This is a genomic window from Bacteroides gallinaceum (assembly GCF_030373775.1).
In the GTDB taxonomy this organism is placed as follows: domain Bacteria; phylum Bacteroidota; class Bacteroidia; order Bacteroidales; family Bacteroidaceae; genus Phocaeicola; species Phocaeicola excrementipullorum.
The window spans coordinates 62,990-77,486 of record NZ_JAUDEN010000004.1 but is presented as its reverse complement, the minus strand read 5'-3'; the positions used below and the strand labels follow the sequence as shown (position 1 = coordinate 77,486).

At 55.2% G+C, this 14,497-nt stretch carries 15 protein-coding genes and 1 tRNA gene; 3 read left to right on the top strand and 13 right to left on the bottom strand.

From position 1 onward, the window contains the following. Position 1: 1 nt before the first annotated feature. The 3 genes from QUW60_RS03590 to QUW60_RS03580 form a co-directional block, all read right to left on the bottom strand. Positions 2-349: a DUF3795 domain-containing protein gene (locus tag QUW60_RS03590; protein ID WP_289558476.1), complete on the bottom strand. Its 348-nt coding sequence runs from the start codon at positions 347-349 to the stop codon at positions 2-4. Between the two features lie 5 nt (positions 350-354). Next, on the bottom strand, positions 355-1,035 hold the full coding sequence (locus QUW60_RS03585) for a zinc ribbon domain-containing protein (RefSeq protein ID WP_289558474.1): 681 nt from the start codon (positions 1,033-1,035) through the stop codon (positions 355-357). Between the two features lie 62 nt (positions 1,036-1,097). After that, positions 1,098-1,904 (bottom strand): helix-turn-helix domain-containing protein, encoded by an 807-nt coding sequence (locus tag QUW60_RS03580; protein WP_289558472.1) that lies wholly within the window; start codon positions 1,902-1,904, stop codon positions 1,098-1,100. 192 nt (positions 1,905-2,096) lie between these two features. Between QUW60_RS03580 and QUW60_RS03575 the strand changes: the two genes are divergently transcribed. Continuing rightward, positions 2,097-3,116: an aldo/keto reductase gene (locus QUW60_RS03575; protein ID WP_289558470.1), complete on the top strand. Its 1,020-nt coding sequence runs from the start codon at positions 2,097-2,099 to the stop codon at positions 3,114-3,116. An 89-nt stretch (positions 3,117-3,205) separates the two neighbouring features. Here the strand turns inward: QUW60_RS03575 and QUW60_RS03570 are convergent, their stop codons facing one another. Genes QUW60_RS03570 through QUW60_RS03555 form a run of 4 tightly spaced genes read right to left on the bottom strand, consistent with a single transcriptional unit; the run spans position 3,206 to position 6,633 of the window. Further along, positions 3,206-3,751, bottom strand: a complete 546-nt coding sequence (locus tag QUW60_RS03570; protein ID WP_289558469.1) for a methylated-DNA--[protein]-cysteine S-methyltransferase — start codon at positions 3,749-3,751, stop codon at positions 3,206-3,208. Positions 3,752-3,769: 18 nt separating this feature from the next. Next, on the bottom strand, positions 3,770-4,621 hold the full coding sequence (locus tag QUW60_RS03565; protein WP_289558629.1) for an SDR family oxidoreductase: 852 nt from the start codon (positions 4,619-4,621) through the stop codon (positions 3,770-3,772). After that, on the bottom strand, positions 4,611-5,855 hold the full coding sequence (locus QUW60_RS03560) for an NADH:flavin oxidoreductase (protein ID WP_258337663.1): 1,245 nt from the start codon (positions 5,853-5,855) through the stop codon (positions 4,611-4,613). Before QUW60_RS03560 ends, QUW60_RS03565 begins: the two co-directional genes overlap by 11 nt. 10 nt (positions 5,856-5,865) lie before the next feature. Then, positions 5,866-6,633, bottom strand: a complete 768-nt coding sequence (locus QUW60_RS03555) for a DUF1295 domain-containing protein (protein ID WP_434736839.1) — start codon at positions 6,631-6,633, stop codon at positions 5,866-5,868. Between the two features lie 221 nt (positions 6,634-6,854). On the opposite strand from QUW60_RS03555, the gene QUW60_RS03550 reads away from it, so the two are divergent. Then, positions 6,855-7,652, top strand: coding sequence for a TrmH family RNA methyltransferase (locus tag QUW60_RS03550; protein WP_289558465.1), 798 nt, complete (start codon positions 6,855-6,857; stop codon positions 7,650-7,652). Positions 7,653-7,655: 3 nt separating this feature from the next. Here the strand turns inward: QUW60_RS03550 and QUW60_RS03545 are convergent, their stop codons facing one another. From QUW60_RS03545 to QUW60_RS03535, 3 genes are all read right to left on the bottom strand, one after another. Continuing rightward, a complete protein-coding gene (locus tag QUW60_RS03545) occupies positions 7,656-8,690 on the bottom strand; it encodes an alcohol dehydrogenase (protein WP_289558463.1) in 1,035 nt (344 codons plus the stop codon). A 253-nt stretch (positions 8,691-8,943) separates the two neighbouring features. Further along, the gene (locus QUW60_RS03540) at positions 8,944-9,804 is read right to left on the bottom strand and encodes an aldo/keto reductase (RefSeq protein WP_289558461.1); all 861 of its coding nucleotides are present in this window, start codon (positions 9,802-9,804) and stop codon (positions 8,944-8,946) included. Positions 9,805-9,806: 2 nt separating this feature from the next. Then, positions 9,807-10,655 carry an aldo/keto reductase gene (locus QUW60_RS03535; RefSeq protein WP_289558459.1) on the bottom strand — a complete coding sequence of 283 codons (849 nt, stop codon included), beginning with the start codon at positions 10,653-10,655 and terminating at the stop codon, positions 9,807-9,809. Positions 10,656-10,794: 139 nt separating this feature from the next. On the opposite strand from QUW60_RS03535, the gene QUW60_RS03530 reads away from it, so the two are divergent. Then, a complete protein-coding gene (locus tag QUW60_RS03530; protein WP_289558458.1) occupies positions 10,795-11,631 on the top strand; it encodes a helix-turn-helix domain-containing protein in 837 nt (278 codons plus the stop codon). A gap of 102 nt (positions 11,632-11,733) precedes the next feature. Here QUW60_RS03530 and QUW60_RS03525 read toward each other — a convergent pair. The 3 genes from QUW60_RS03525 to atpA form a co-directional block, all read right to left on the bottom strand. Continuing rightward, positions 11,734-11,808, bottom strand: a tRNA-Pro gene (locus QUW60_RS03525). 178 nt (positions 11,809-11,986) lie between these two features. After that, complete coding sequence (locus tag QUW60_RS03520) at positions 11,987-12,880, bottom strand: F0F1 ATP synthase subunit gamma (RefSeq protein WP_258337670.1); 894 nt, start codon at positions 12,878-12,880, stop codon at positions 11,987-11,989. Between the two features lie 5 nt (positions 12,881-12,885). Further along, the gene (atpA, locus tag QUW60_RS03515) at positions 12,886-14,484 is read right to left on the bottom strand and encodes a F0F1 ATP synthase subunit alpha (RefSeq protein WP_258337671.1); all 1,599 of its coding nucleotides are present in this window, start codon (positions 14,482-14,484) and stop codon (positions 12,886-12,888) included. Positions 14,485-14,497: the final 13 nt, after the last annotated feature.

Sequence of the window (14,497 nt, the reverse complement as noted above, 5' to 3'; positions counted from 1 at the left end):
TCTATTTTCTTCTTTTAATGGTCTGACATTTACGTTGGGTCATTTCTTCGGCAAAAGCCTGTTCGCCATGTTCCTTGATGTAATGGATGCAGGCGGCACGGTCGGAATTGAAAAGGAAAGCGAACACCTTGCCTATCCAATTGGAAAACACCTTGCATTCCTTTACATCATGGGAGCATTCAGCGCAGGTATTGAACTTGTTTTCTTGACAACACGAACGGATTTTGCACCAAGTCGCCTTTTCATTGCATTTGCATCCGGGGCATTTCCCTGTCAAGAACTTGCGGCAAGCTCCGCAATAAAGACCGCAAGCGGCGATGTTGTGCGTATCGGATACGACAGGTTTCATAAATATCAGATGTTGGAGTGAGAAAATTCACCGTTAATCCAGAAGGTGGCTTCCTTGCCAACGAAGTGAAGAAGCACATAATTCGGGTCGTTCGGTCCGCCGGGGAAATGATAGGCAAACCAGTCTTGCCACATTTCCTTGCGGATGGCATCGTCCGTGATAACCTCTACTGTTCCGCGTAGGGCAACCCCGTCTCCGTAATGATCATAACAAAGACCCGCCTTGTCGTTCGCCTTAAAATCATTGACCTTTACAGAATCGGCGCTTGTCGCCATCCACACCTCATGAAAACCCTTTGCTCCAATCTTGGACATCTGCACAGGTCGGGGATAACCGTTGGCATCTATGGAAGCGACCGTCACGTTCTCGCATTGGGCAAGCAAATGGGTTGCTTTTTCCGCCAGTGTCCGTTCGTCTTTTTCTTTCCACCGTTTCAGGCGCGGAAAGTATTGAAGCATTTGTTCTTTGGCCTGTATGGGAGTTAAGTTACATCCAGCCTGTGCATTCCATTGGTCTAAGAATTGCAGGCAGAACTCAATCATTTGTCCCATCGTGAAATCCTGGGTAAACGCACCGTTCTTGTAACAATACATGCAATAATCTTCGCTACGGCTTCCATCGGCATTAGTCCCTCTGTTCTCATCGTTCAGGGGCATGCCGCAACTTTGACAAAATTGTTGTTCCATATATATCCTATTTAATGTCTATCTCTTTCTTTATGGACGGTTATAGTTACTTAACAAGGATATCATCCCCTATACTCCGTCGGGCTTACCCCCAGATGCTGCTGCACGTAACGGCTGAAATAGGCAGGCGATGAGAAACCGAACAGGTCGGAAATACGCACGAAGGTCAGCGACTTGTCGCGGAGCAGGCGGGAGATGTCGAGCACGGTGTAGCGGTTTATCCAGTAGTTGGCGGCGTAACCGCTTATCTTGCGGGAAACTTCGGACAGGTATTTGGGCGTAACGCACAGCTTGTCGGCATACCAGTTCACTTCGCGGTGTTCGCGGTACGTCCCGTTTTCCAGCATATTGAGAAATCCGTTCATAATTGCGGCACTTTGCTGCGGGATGTTGTCCACTCCGTAAAGATGGGAATGGAAATTGAAGAAATCAATAATCAGCATCTGTACGGAGGCTATCAGCAAGTCGCGGCGGAAATGATGGCCGGTCTGTGCCAGCCGCGCTTCCACCATTTCGAAATCCTTGCGGCACAACTCGCGTTGTTCGGCATTCAGTTTCATGATGGGATTGAGGAACAGGGCAAGCTGACCCTTCATGCCATAGTTGCTGAGCGGCGTGGAGAGTACGACAAATTCAGAGGTCACGTATATCACCTTTACCCGGAAATCGTCTGCCGGGCGAATGCGTTCCACCAGCTTGCCCTTGCGTACAATCATCAGGTCGCCCGCCTGCAGCTCGCGTTCCTCTCCGTTGTATTTCAGCCTGCAACTGCCTGCCAGACAAAGGGCATGGGCGAGGTAATTGCTGTAAGCGTCCGTGCCCAGTCCGTCCAGAGTATCCTTTATGATAATATTTTCCGTTTCTGCCATATCCTCATTTTCCTGTATTCCCCGCAAATATACATATTTCAAGCCGATAACTCCCGTAAGACTTCCCGGAACGCCTGCTTTTTTGCATTTATTGGACAAAAACGGAAATAAGTGCATGTCCTACCGCAATCCTTGTAAAGCGGTTTTTCTCCGGCCGCCGTAATTTTGCGACGATACAATAAGAATCAAAATATGAACTACAGAACATTAGGCTTGAGCGGACTGAGAGTGTCCGCCATAGGATTGGGATGCATGGGCATGAGCTACGCTTACGGCGCACCGGCAGACAGACGGGAGATGACCGAACTGCTGGCAGATGCGGTGGATATGGGCTACACGTTTTTCGACACGGCTGAAGCATACGGCACCGCCGGCAATCCTCATGACAACGAGGAGCTGTTGGGAGAAGCCCTCAAACCTTTCCGAAACAGAATCGTCTTGGCAACCAAATTCGGCATTTCGTTTGAGAATCCGGAGGCATCCGGCACACATGCCGTCATCACGGATTCGCGTCCGGAAACAATACGCCGTTCGGTCGAAGGCTCCCTGAAGAGGTTGCAGACCGACCATATCGACCTCTATTACCAGCATCGCACAGATCCGGAAACAGAACCGGAAACGGTGGCGTCCGTGATGGCCGGCCTGATAAAGGAGGGCAAGATTCTCCACTGGGGACTTTCGGAGGCAAGCGAAGCATACATCCGCAGGGCGCACCGTGTATGTCCCGTGACAGCCATACAAAACCGCTATTCGATGATGGCACGGCGGAATGAATCTCTTTTTCCCGTGCTCGAAGAACTGGGCATCGGCTTCGTGGCCTTCTCTCCGCTTGCCAACGGCCTGCTCACCCGGTATTATACGGAAAACGACCGTTTCGATGCGGCTGATGACTACCGCGCTTCCATGCCCCAATTCCAGAAGGAGAGCTTCGGGCAGAACAAGGCGCTGTTCTCTCTCCTTGACAGGCTGGCAGAACAGAAGCACGCCACGCCTGCACAGATTTCTCTTGCCTGGATGATGTGCAAGAAGCCGTGGATCGTTCCCATTCCCGGCACGCGCAAACGATGCCGGCTGAAGGAGAACATCGGAGCGGCAGACATCTTGCTTTCTGCCGAAGAGATCAAAGACATAGATGCTGCCCTTGACGCGATGCCCATGAGCGACGTGTTCAGCGGTTCACCCGTAAAAGGCAGAGAAAAGCGGAAAGGCTGATTTGTCCGCCGGTATGCCATCCGCTGTTGAGCCTCTGCCGACAGTCTGACGTGAATTTCCATTCCATCGCAAATGAGGCTCATCGACAGCTATGTGGAAAAGCTGAAACAAGGCTGACCGCCAAAGCCGCGCTCCAGGTCCAGGAGATATTTTTTCGCGTCCGTTCCTCCGGCATATCCCGTAAGCGAGCCGTCTGCACCGATCACCCGGTGACAAGGCACAAACAAAGAAAGGGCGTTCGCACCGTTCGCATTCGCCACCGCACGCACAGCCCCAGGCATGCCCAGCCCGGCCGCCAGCTCGGCATAGGTGAGCGTACTGCCGTATGGGATTTCTTGCAGCAGCCTCCACACTTTCTGCTGAAAATCCGTGCCAGCAAAAAGCAAAGGAACGGTGAAGCCCCTCCGCCCGCCACGGAAATATTCGTCCAACTGTTTCGCGGCCTCTCCAACCACTTCCGAAGGAGATTCTTCAAACTCCGCCGCCAGCAGCCTGCGCAGCCTCCGCTCCACCCTGCCCGGATGCTTCTCCTCCGTCCAGTTGCAAAGGCAAAGCTTTCCGCCGAGCGAACCGAGCACCAGCTCTCCGCACGGAGAATGGTAACGCTGCGTCTGTATCACGTTTTCTTCTTTCATAAAACAACTGTTTTCAAACTACAACCATTTTTCCACAATCCCTTCTGTCCTTTCCCACAGCTCGCCCATCTGCACATGGCGCATATACTTGTCCGAAAGCGGCCTGGCGTGACTGTTCGCGTTCAATGTCCCGGTGCGCTTTCCGGCATCCTCGTCCAGCAGGAGGTGAATGGCCGTAGCGGCCCCCTGCAACGGTGTGCGTATGAACGGGCGGAAGAAGACGTCGGTCAGCGGATCAAACCACATGTGCATCGTGATGATGTCGGTCGACACGATGCCGGGATCGGCCGCATTGACAACAATCCCTCTGTCTTTCACGCGCGAAGCGAGATCCAGAGTAAAAAGCGTCAGCGCAAGCTTCGTGTTGCTGTATACCGGGATGCGCCAGAACGAACCTTTCCGTCCGCGGGTAAAGAAGTCGGGAAAGTCCAGCCGCCCCACGGCATAGGTACACGAAACCATATTGACGATGCGGCTTCCCTCGCCCATCAGCGGCAGAAGCTTCCGCGACAGGAGGTAATGTCCCACGTAATTTACGCTCACCGTCCGCTCCAGTCCGTCTTCCGTGACGTGAAGCCCCGTTTCCATCGTGCCGGCGTTGTTCATCAGCAGGCCGATCCTCCTGCCCTCTTCCAGCATCCGTCCGGCAAACTCCGCCACCGACGCAAGCGAAGCGAGATCAAGGCTACGGATCTCGATCTGCAGGCCGGGCCGTTCCTGGAGCAGCCTTGCGCGCACTTCTTCGGCCTTCTGTCTGCGCAGGCAGGCCATGATCACCCGATAGCCCGCTCCGGCAACCGCCCGGGTTATTTCCCTGCCCATGCCTCCGTCCGCCCCCGTTATGACCGCCAGTTTTCCGTTATTCTCCATAGTCCGCAGCCTGCCGTTTTTCGATTTCATCAATTTCTTTTTTCAGGCACGGGGGAAGTTCTTCCTCCAGATGCTGGTGGCACGCCATCTCAAGGGTATACATCCGCGCGATGCAATAGTTGCTGTGGCGGCAGTTGCAGCGAGCCTTCTCGTCCGCACGCATGCGGTTGACGAACCCGGGGTCGTTGAGCAGCGCACGCGCCATCTGCACCGCCTCGAACCCGCAATCAAGCACCTCGTCTATTTTCTCGCGCGACACAAGCCCTCCCACATACACCAGCGGCATCCGTACTGCTTTTCTGAACTTCAGCGCGTCTTCCAGGAAATAAGCCTCCCTGAACGGAACGGAAGGTATCATCCATTTCCCCGCCAGACGGACGCCGCACTTCAGCCACCAGCACGTCATGTAGTGGGTCATGCTCCGGATCGGCATCTCTCCACGCATCACATACATGGGAGCCTTGCTGACAAAGCCTCCGCTGAGGACCAGCGCGTGCGCGCCCGACTGCTCCAGCCGCCTGGCCACCTGAAGCGTTTCGTCAAGCTCCATGCCTCCCTTGAAGCCGTCGCGCATGTTCATTTTCACCAGCACGGCCATATCGTTTCCCGCCGCCTTCATCACTTCGTCCATCACCATATCCATGAAACGCATCCGGTTCTGCAGCGAGCCGCCGTATGCATCCTTGCGGCGGTTCGTGGCGGGCGACAGAAACTGGCTGATCAGGTAACCGTGGCCGGCATGGATTTCCACGGCATCGAAGCCCGACTCGCGGGCAAGGTTCACGGCATTGCCATAAGCCTTTGCCATTTCGGGAAGCTCGCCGGCACGGAGTCCGCGCACAAAGGTAGGCGAATAAAGGTTGAAGCCTCCGCTGGCTCCCACGGGCAGACAGCCGCAGATGCTCTTGTGCGACATGTTGCCGCAATGCCCCAGCTGGATGGCTGCAGCCGCTCCTTCCGCATGGACGGCATCGGTCAGCCGGCGCAGGCCGGGCACTATCTCGGGACGCATCCACAGCTGGCGGTCGAACGACAGGCCGCTTCTCGTAACAGCCGCATAGGCAACCGTGGTCATGCCCACGCCTCCCGCGGCAACCGAGCGATGGTAGTCGAGCAGCATCTGCGAAGGCTTGTTTCCGGGACACATGCTCTCAAAGGCGGCCGACCGGATGGTGCGGTTCCGTAACGTCAACGGTCCCAGTGTAACCGGTGTAAAAAGTTTCGAGTCTTTCATTTTTCTGCAATCAATAAACAAACGGAATGATTCTCTTCCTTCTGCCGACGGCCTCTCTCCCGAACTCCTCGCAATACCTGCGGTGGATGGCATCGGCACGCGGCACCAGATTGGCAGCCGTCCACCACACGAACACCCATGCGGCGGGGGATGCCGTAAGTATGGCAAAGCCTGTCCACTCCAGCAGTTCGCCGAAATAGTTGGCCGAGGTAACATAGCGGTACATGCCTTTCTGCGGCAGATAATGCTTCGTATCTCCCGGCTTGCGGAGGTTGCGGATCACGTGGTCGGAATGGAGGTTGATGCCCATCCCCACGGCAAACAGCGCAAGTCCGGCAATGGCATGGGGCGCAAGCAGGCAGGAGGCTCCTTCCTCCCAGGCCGCACGGCCGAACCAGAACAGCCCGCCGCCCTGCATCAGTCCGTTGAGCACATTGAACACCATCCCCATCACCATGATGGCAACCGGCATCCGGCTCCTGCCCTTCAGCAGAAACGGAAAGACGAACGCACGCTGGAAGTAGTGCAACTGGAAAAGAAGGAAGAAAAGAAACTGGGGCATGGCAAAGCCCACGCCGCTCCTCGCCCACAGAACAAACATCACGGCAAAGACCGGACACTCCATCAGCATCCATGCCCACCGGTTGTCGACGGACACTCCCCACGACGGGGTACGGAAGATTCCGTAGCCGGCCTTCACAAAATACAGGGCGACAAATACGGCCAGAGCGACAGCCGACATCACCCACAGAAACAGATCAAAAGCTGCCATATCCATGTCTGAAAGTTGTTGGCGTAAAAATAAAAAAATAACCCGTCATCTTCAACAAAACAAGCCGTTATTTTAATCAAGATGACCCGTCATTTTTCAGACGCTTCCCGAAGCCCTCAGAACGGGGCCGGAAGCGCTGTGCCCGAAAGAAGCTCCGCCGCAAAAAGAATCCGGCAAAACACGCCCCCTTTACGGGATAAGTGCGTATCTTTGCCCCCAAAAAAGTTATGCCCATAATCGAAATCACCTCGCTGGACGAACCGGGAACGGAAGTGTTCAGCAGCCTCACCGAAGCCCAGCTGCGCCAACGGCTGGAGCCGGAAAAAGGCGTGTTCATCGCCGAAAGCCCCAAAGTGATCCGCGTGGCACTGGATGCCGGATACGAGCCGCTGTCCATCCTCTGCGAGAAGAAGCACATCGAAGGCGACGCGGCAGACATCCTGTCCCGCTGCGAAGGCATTCCGGTCTACACCGGAAGCCGCGAACTGCTCTCCCGGCTCACGGGATATGTGCTGACGCGCGGCGTGCTCTGCGCCATGCGCCGTCCGCTCCGGCTGATGACGGCACAGGTATGCCGGAACGCGCGGCGGGTTGCCGTGATAAAGGGAGTTACAGACACCACCAACATCGGAGCCATATTCCGCTCGGCGGCGGCGCTGGGCATTGACGCCGTGCTGCTGACACCCGACTCATGCGACCCGCTGAACCGCCGGGCCGTGCGCGTGTCGATGGGTTCGGTGTTTCTGATTCCATGGGGATGGACAGATCCCGGCCTGTCCGAGCTCCGGCAGATGGGATTCCGCACGGCAGCCATGGCGCTGACCGACAACTCGATTCCGCTCGACAGTCCGGCCTTGAAGCAGGAGCAGCGGCTGGCTCTCGTGCTGGGAACCGAAGGCGACGGACTGCCTCACGAAACGATAGCGCAGGCCGACTACGTGGTGCGCATCCCCATGGCGCACGGAGTGGACTCGCTCAATGTCGCCGCGGCCTCGGCCGTTGCCTTCTGGGAGCTGCGCAAATGACGTTCATCCCACTATCGCCACCTTTATCACTCCGTCGAGCCTGTTCTCGAATATCCGGTAAGCCTCTTCTATCCGGCTCAGCGGAAAGCGGTGAGTGATGAGCGGCGTGGTGTCAATCCTGCCTTCCTCTATCAGGCGGAGAATCTCGGCGCAGTCGCATCCGTCCACGCCTCCGGTCTTGAATGTCAGGTTCTTTCCGTACATGTCCGGCAAAGGAAGCACCTGAGGCTTGTCGTAAAGCGCCACCACCGTAACCACCGCATTCGGACGGGCGCACTCCCAGGCCAGCCGGAAGGTATCGTCCGCGCCTGCCACCTCGATCACCACATCCGCTCCTCCATGACGGCTTTGGGCACGGACAAAGTCCCTGCATTCTTCCGGCTTCACCGCCAGCACGCCGGGATAATGCGCACGGACAAAGCGTATTCTTTCGTCCGACCGCTCACAGACGATGATTTTTTCGGGACGCTTCAGCATCACACACTGCAAGGTGCAGATGCCCGTAGGCCCGGCCCCGATGATGAGCACCGTATCTTCTTCCGCAATTTCCGATATGCGTGCGGCCCAGAAGCCGGTTGCCAGAATATCCCCCACAAACAACGCCTGCTCGTCGGTCACGGAATCGGGAATGCGGTTCAGCCCGCGGTCGGCATAAGGCACCCGCACGTATTCCGCCTGCCCTCCGTCGATACGGCATCCCAGCGCCCATCCCCCGTTGGGGTCGGTGCAGTTGTTCACATATCCGCGGCGGCAGAAGAAGCACTCTCCGCAAAACGTTTCCACATTCACCGTGACCCGATCGCCGGGCTTTACGTTCGTGACCTCCGTTCCCACAGCCTCAACCACTCCCACCATCTCATGGCCGACAGTAATGCCGGGAACAGCCCGCGGCACACTGCCGTGCTTGATATGCAGGTCGCTCGTACAGACACTTCCGAGCGTGACGCGCACAATCGCGTCGCGCGGATCTTCCAGTACAGGTTTCGGCTTGTCAAGAAGGCCGAACTTTCCGTGTTCAATATAAGTATAGGCTAACATATAAATAGATGTTGAGAATTAGTTTATACAAATATGCCTGTCCAGAAACGCAGACTAACGCGGATTTTCGCAGGTAATTGCGCTGATTGCCTGCTTTTAATCTGCGAAAATCTGTGTTTCTGATGCTATCAATTATTTTATGCACTCACTTATCATTGGTGCGTTTGCAGCAAAAATAACGAATTTCCAGAAATATTCCGCCCGAGCCGGCTTATTTTAGCGTCTGTTCAAGGCCTGCCGCTCCGGATCCGGCTCATTTGCCGGGATTGAACTGCCTGTCGTAATCCAAAAGGAATTTCGCCAGAGCAGGGTCGTTGAAGTCGGCCGCCAGCGGCTTTCCCCCGTCCATGCTGCGGATCATGCCGCGCTCCTCATCCGTCAGCTCGAAATCGCCGATGGCGAGATTGCTTGCCATGCGCTCCTTCCGTGTGGACTGGGGAATGACGGCGATTCCTTCGTCCGTCAGAAACTTCAGGCAGATCTGCGCAATGTCCTTGCCGTGCCGGTCGGCAATGGCCTGCAAGGTTCCGTTGCCGAACAGACCGTTCATGCCGCGTGCCAGCGGACTCCACGCCATGATGCGGGTGCCGTAAGGCTTCACCAGTTCGCGCATCTTCGCCTGCTGGCAGAACACATGCGTTTCAAGCTGCACGATGGCAGGCTTCACCTCCATGTTTTCGGCAAGGTCGACGAAACGGGCGTCATAGAAGTTGCTCAGTCCGATGGCCCTCACCTTTCCCGCTTTGCAGGCTTTTTCCATTGCCCGGTAGGTACCGTAATAGTCGCCGAAAGGCTGATGGACAAGCAGCAGGTCGATATAGTCGGTCTGAAGCCTGCGGAGCGATTCGTCGATGCTGCGCGCCGCCTTTTCGTCGCCGGCATTGCTGATCCACACCTTGGTTGTCACGAACAGCTTTTCGCGGGGAATGCCGCTCTTGCGGAGAGCGTTCCCCACCCCCTCTTCGTTGTAATACGCCTGTGCCGTGTCGATGGAACGGTAGCCCGCAGCAAGCGCTTCCGACACATAGCGTTCGCATGCTTCCGGAGCTATCTGCCATACGCCGTAGCCCACTGCCGGCATTTCCACGCCGTTGTTCAATGTAATGGTCTTCATGGTCATTCGTGTATTTTATAAGTTCCTATTCCTTTCACTGTCTGCAAATCCATATCGTCATAGATTGGGCTGCGTCCGGTGTCCAGTCCGGCGATGGCCAGCATTTCCTCGTCCGTAAGGTCAAAGTCGAAGATGCTGAGATTCTCCACCATGCGTTCGCGGCTCACGGTCTTGGGGATGACGACAATGTTCCGCTGGTTCAGCCAGCGCAGAACAACGTTTCCCACCGTCTTGCCGTGCCGGGCGGCGATGGCCTTCAGCGTGGGGTTGTTCCAGATGCCGCTCTGTCCCTCGGCAAACGGCGCCCACGCCTCGTGCTGGATGCCTTCGTGCCTGAGGAAGGTGTTGGCTGCCTGCTGCTGGAAGAACGGATGCGTTTCCAACTGGTTGACGGCAGGCTTCACCTCGTTGTGAAGAAAAAGATCCTGCAAACGTTCGCTGCTGAAGCTCGTCACGCCGATGGCACGGATGCGTCCCTCCCGGTAGAGCCGTTCCGCCGCACGCCATGCGGCATAATAGTTCCCATAGGGCTTATGCAGCAGGTAGAGGTCGAGATAATCCAGCCCGAGCTTCTTCATCGAAAGGTCGAAAGCGCGCAAGGCATCGTCGTACTCGTAATCCTGCACCCACAGTTTGGTGGTCACAAACACCTCCTCGCGCTTCAGTCCGCTGTGACGCAAGGCGTTTCCCACCTGCTCTTCGTTGAAATAAGAAGCCGCCGTGTCTATCATCCGGTAGCCCACTTCCAGCGCATCGGAAACAATGCGCTCCGTTTCATCCACGGGAATCTGGAAGACGCCGAATCCTATGGACGGCATCATCACTCCGTTGTTCAATCTTACCTGTTTCATTTTTCTCATCGTTTTTTGATTTCCACAACAAAATTAGAGGCTGCACGCAAGAATCTTGATGCAAAATGAGTGGAGAAATATGCACTTTTCGTGGTTTTTGCCTAATTTTGCTTCAACAACCGGCAACGACAGGCAGCGTATGGAAAGGCAGGAATGGAACAAGATATTCTTTATCAGATCAGTCAAGGAGTATGATGTCACGGACAATCCCTGTTGCGTGATTCATATCCTGTGCAGGCGGGGCAGCATGAGCTTCCGCTTCCAGAATGTACACTACAACATTGCGGCCGGCGACTATGTCATCCTGACCAATATGTCGCTGGCTTCCGGATTTTCCGAATCGGATGACTACGAAGGGATAACGATGGGGCTGTCCGAACCGTTTGTCCTGTCGATAGCCATACGCAACAATTACGGCATCATCGGACACCTGAGCCTGCTGCAGAATCCGGTGATGAAGCTCTCTCCGCCCGACTTCCGGAAGTGCAGCAGCGACATGGAACGGCTCCGCGAAAGGCTGGCAGACAAGACGCACCTCTTCCGCGAAGAGATGCTGGGCTATCTGCTGATGGCGCATATCCTGGACTTATACGACATACATGCGCGGGGACAGGCTCCCCGCCCGGTGCCGGAACGCACGGCTAAGCTTTTGCAGCAGTTTGTGGACATGCTGTACGGCGGCGAATACATCACACATCGGGATGTGCCTTATTACGCATCCAGGCTTTGCGTCACGCCGCACTACCTTTCTGAAATATGCAGAAAAGCCAGCGGAAAGCCAGCCACATACTGGATAGACCGCTTCACGCTTCATGAAATCGCCAACCTGTTATGCCAAAAGGAACTTACGCTGACTGACATCGCCGACCGGCTTCATTTCTCGTCCGTATCGTATTTCAGCAGGTATGTGAAGAAGCAGACCGGGCTTTACCCGACAGCATACCGCAACAATCTCTGGAAAAAGAGCGGGGAGTGATTCCGTTAGTGACAGCTTCGCCGGCATATACATTCAGGCTCATCCGGACAGCAGACAATAAAAAAAGGAGCTACGTCTTACCGTAACTCCTCGATTCCTTCGTCGGGGTAGCGGGATTCGAACCCACGACCCCCTGCTCCCAAAGCAGGTGCGCTAACCGGACTGCGCTACACCCCGAAGCTTCATTTCTCAAAAGCGATGCAAAGGTAGAGATTTACTTTCAATTGTGCAAGCTTTTCACGCATTTTTTGCTCACAAAAAACAGAAGCTGTGCCAAACGGAAAATCACTTTCATTGTTTTTTGAAGGTCATTTCCAGTTTTGGCACAGCCTCTAAAATATCCGCATTCTCACAATCAGGCCATCGTACCGCCCACGATATCCAACAGCTCGTTGGTAATCGCCTGCTGACGGCTCTTGTTGTAAAGCAATGTAAGTTCCTGTATCAAATCGTTCGCGTTATCGGTTGCAATCTGCATAGCCATCGTGCGGGCCGCATGTTCGGCAGCCGCACTGTCAAGCAGCACGGTGTAGATCTTCATGCAGAGAACTTTCGGAAGAAGCTTCTCCACAATCTTCTCTGCCGAAGGCTCGATGATGTAGTCAGCATTCATGGCATCCTCATCCGCACCCTCCGCTTTCGCGCCGTTCGCCTCTCCCGACAAGTCGATAGGCAAATAGGTTTCGTGAGTCAGAACCTGTGTAGAAGTCGACTTGAAATGGTTGTAGAGCAGTTCCACACGCTGGATTTCCCCGTTCAGGAAACGCTCCATCAGTTCCTCAGCCAGTCCGGCAGCCTCCTTATAGTTCGGCTTGCCGCTCATGTGCTGGAAATCGCCCATCGGCACAACCCCCTTCATCTTCTTCACGGCATCGGCCACTTTGCGCCCCACCGGATAGATGAGCAGGTTCTCACGCCCCACCTCTTTGCTGTACTTGTCGATCAGATCGTTCAGATGACGGATAACATTTGCGTTAAAGCCGCCGCACAAGCTACTGTTCGAAGCAAACACTACAATGGCAATCTTTTTCACCTCATGATTCACGATGAAAGAAGACTCCACTGTCAGCCCCGCACCCAAAAAATTGGTAAGCATGCGGTGTAGTCTGCGTTCGTAAGGAAGCATGCTTTCAATGGCAGCCTGTGCCTTATGCAGCTTGGCCGACGCCACCATCTTCATGGCCGAAGTGATCTTCAGCGTACTGTTGATGGAGTTGATTCTTCCTTTTACTTCTTTCAGTGATGCCATGGCGCTTACTCTTTAACGATGAACTGTCCGGCTGTATCGGCAGCTACTTTTTCGATAATCGCTGTTACTTCGTCGCTGATCTTTCCTGCGGCAAGCACGTCAATCACGTCTTCCTTGTGGTTTGCCCGCAAGCTGGTCAGGAAAGCGTCCTGGAAAGCGCGCACCTTGTCAATAGGTATATCGCGCATCAGCGCGTGCGTACCGCAATACAGGATAGCCACCTGTTCGCCCACCGGCATCGGCGAGTACTGGGGCTGTATCAGCAGCTGGTTGTTCTTGCGTCCGCGGTCGATAGCCATCGCCGTAACAGGATCCATATCGCTGCTGAACTTAGAGAACGACTCCAGTTCGCGATACTGAGCCTGGTCGATTTTCAGCGTACCGGCCACTTTCTTCATACTCTTGATCTGCGCGCTTCCGCCCACACGGGAAACAGAGATACCCACGTTGATGGCAGGACGGAATCCCTGGTTGAACAGGTCCGTTTCCAGGAAGATCTGACCGTCGGTGATTGAAATCACGTTGGTCGGGATGTAAGCAGAAACGTCGCCTGCCTGCGTTTCGATAATCGGCAGTGCAGTGAGCGAGCCGCCCGCCTTCACCTTGCCTTTCAGGCTTGCAGGCAGGTCGTTCATCTGTTCTGCCACTTCCTGCTGGCTGATGATCTTCGCCGCACGCTCCAGCAGACGGGAGTGCAGGTAGAAGATATCGCCCGGATATGCTTCACGTCCTGACGGACGGCGCAGAATCAGGGACACCTCACGGTAAGCCACAGCCTGCTTCGACAGGTCGTCGTAAACCACAAGCGCATGGCGGCCGGTATCACGGAAATACTCGCCGATGGCGGCACCCGCAAACGGAGCGAAATACTGCAGGGCAGCAGGGTCGGAAGCGGTAGCCGCTACCACAATGGTGTAATCCATCGCACCCTTTTCGCGCAACGCATTCACAAGGCTCGCCACTGTAGAACCTTTCTGTCCTACGGCAACATAAATACAATATACCGGGTCGCCGGCTTCATAGTTGTGGCGCTGGTTGATGATGGTATCAATGGCGATGGCCGTCTTACCCGTCTGACGGTCGCCGATAATCAGCTCACGCTGTCCGCGTCCGATAGGAATCATGGCGTCGATAGCCTTCAGACCTGTCTGGAGCGGTTCGGTTACCGGCTGGCGGAAGATAACTCCCGGTGCCTTGCGTTCAAGCGGCATTTCGCATTTTTCGCCGCCTATCTCGCCGCGCCCGTCCAAAGGCACTCCCAGCGGGTCGATTACACGGCCCAGCATGCCTTCGCCCACATTGATAGAAGCGATACGGTTGGTGCGTTTCACCACCATACCCTCCTTGATCTGGTCGGTAGGTCCCAGAAGCACAGCTCCCACGTTGTCCTCCTCCAGATTCATCACGACACCCATGGTTCCGTTTTCAAATTCGAGCAGCTCGTTGGCCTCCGCATTACGCAGTCCGTACATACGTGCCACACCGTCGCTCACCTGAAGCACGGTACCCACTTCGTCGAATTTCAGCGAAGTGTCAATCCCCTTCAGTTGCTGGAGCAACACTTCCGAAACTTCACTGGGTTTTATGTTATTGTTTTCTGGCATAAACTTTTCTTTT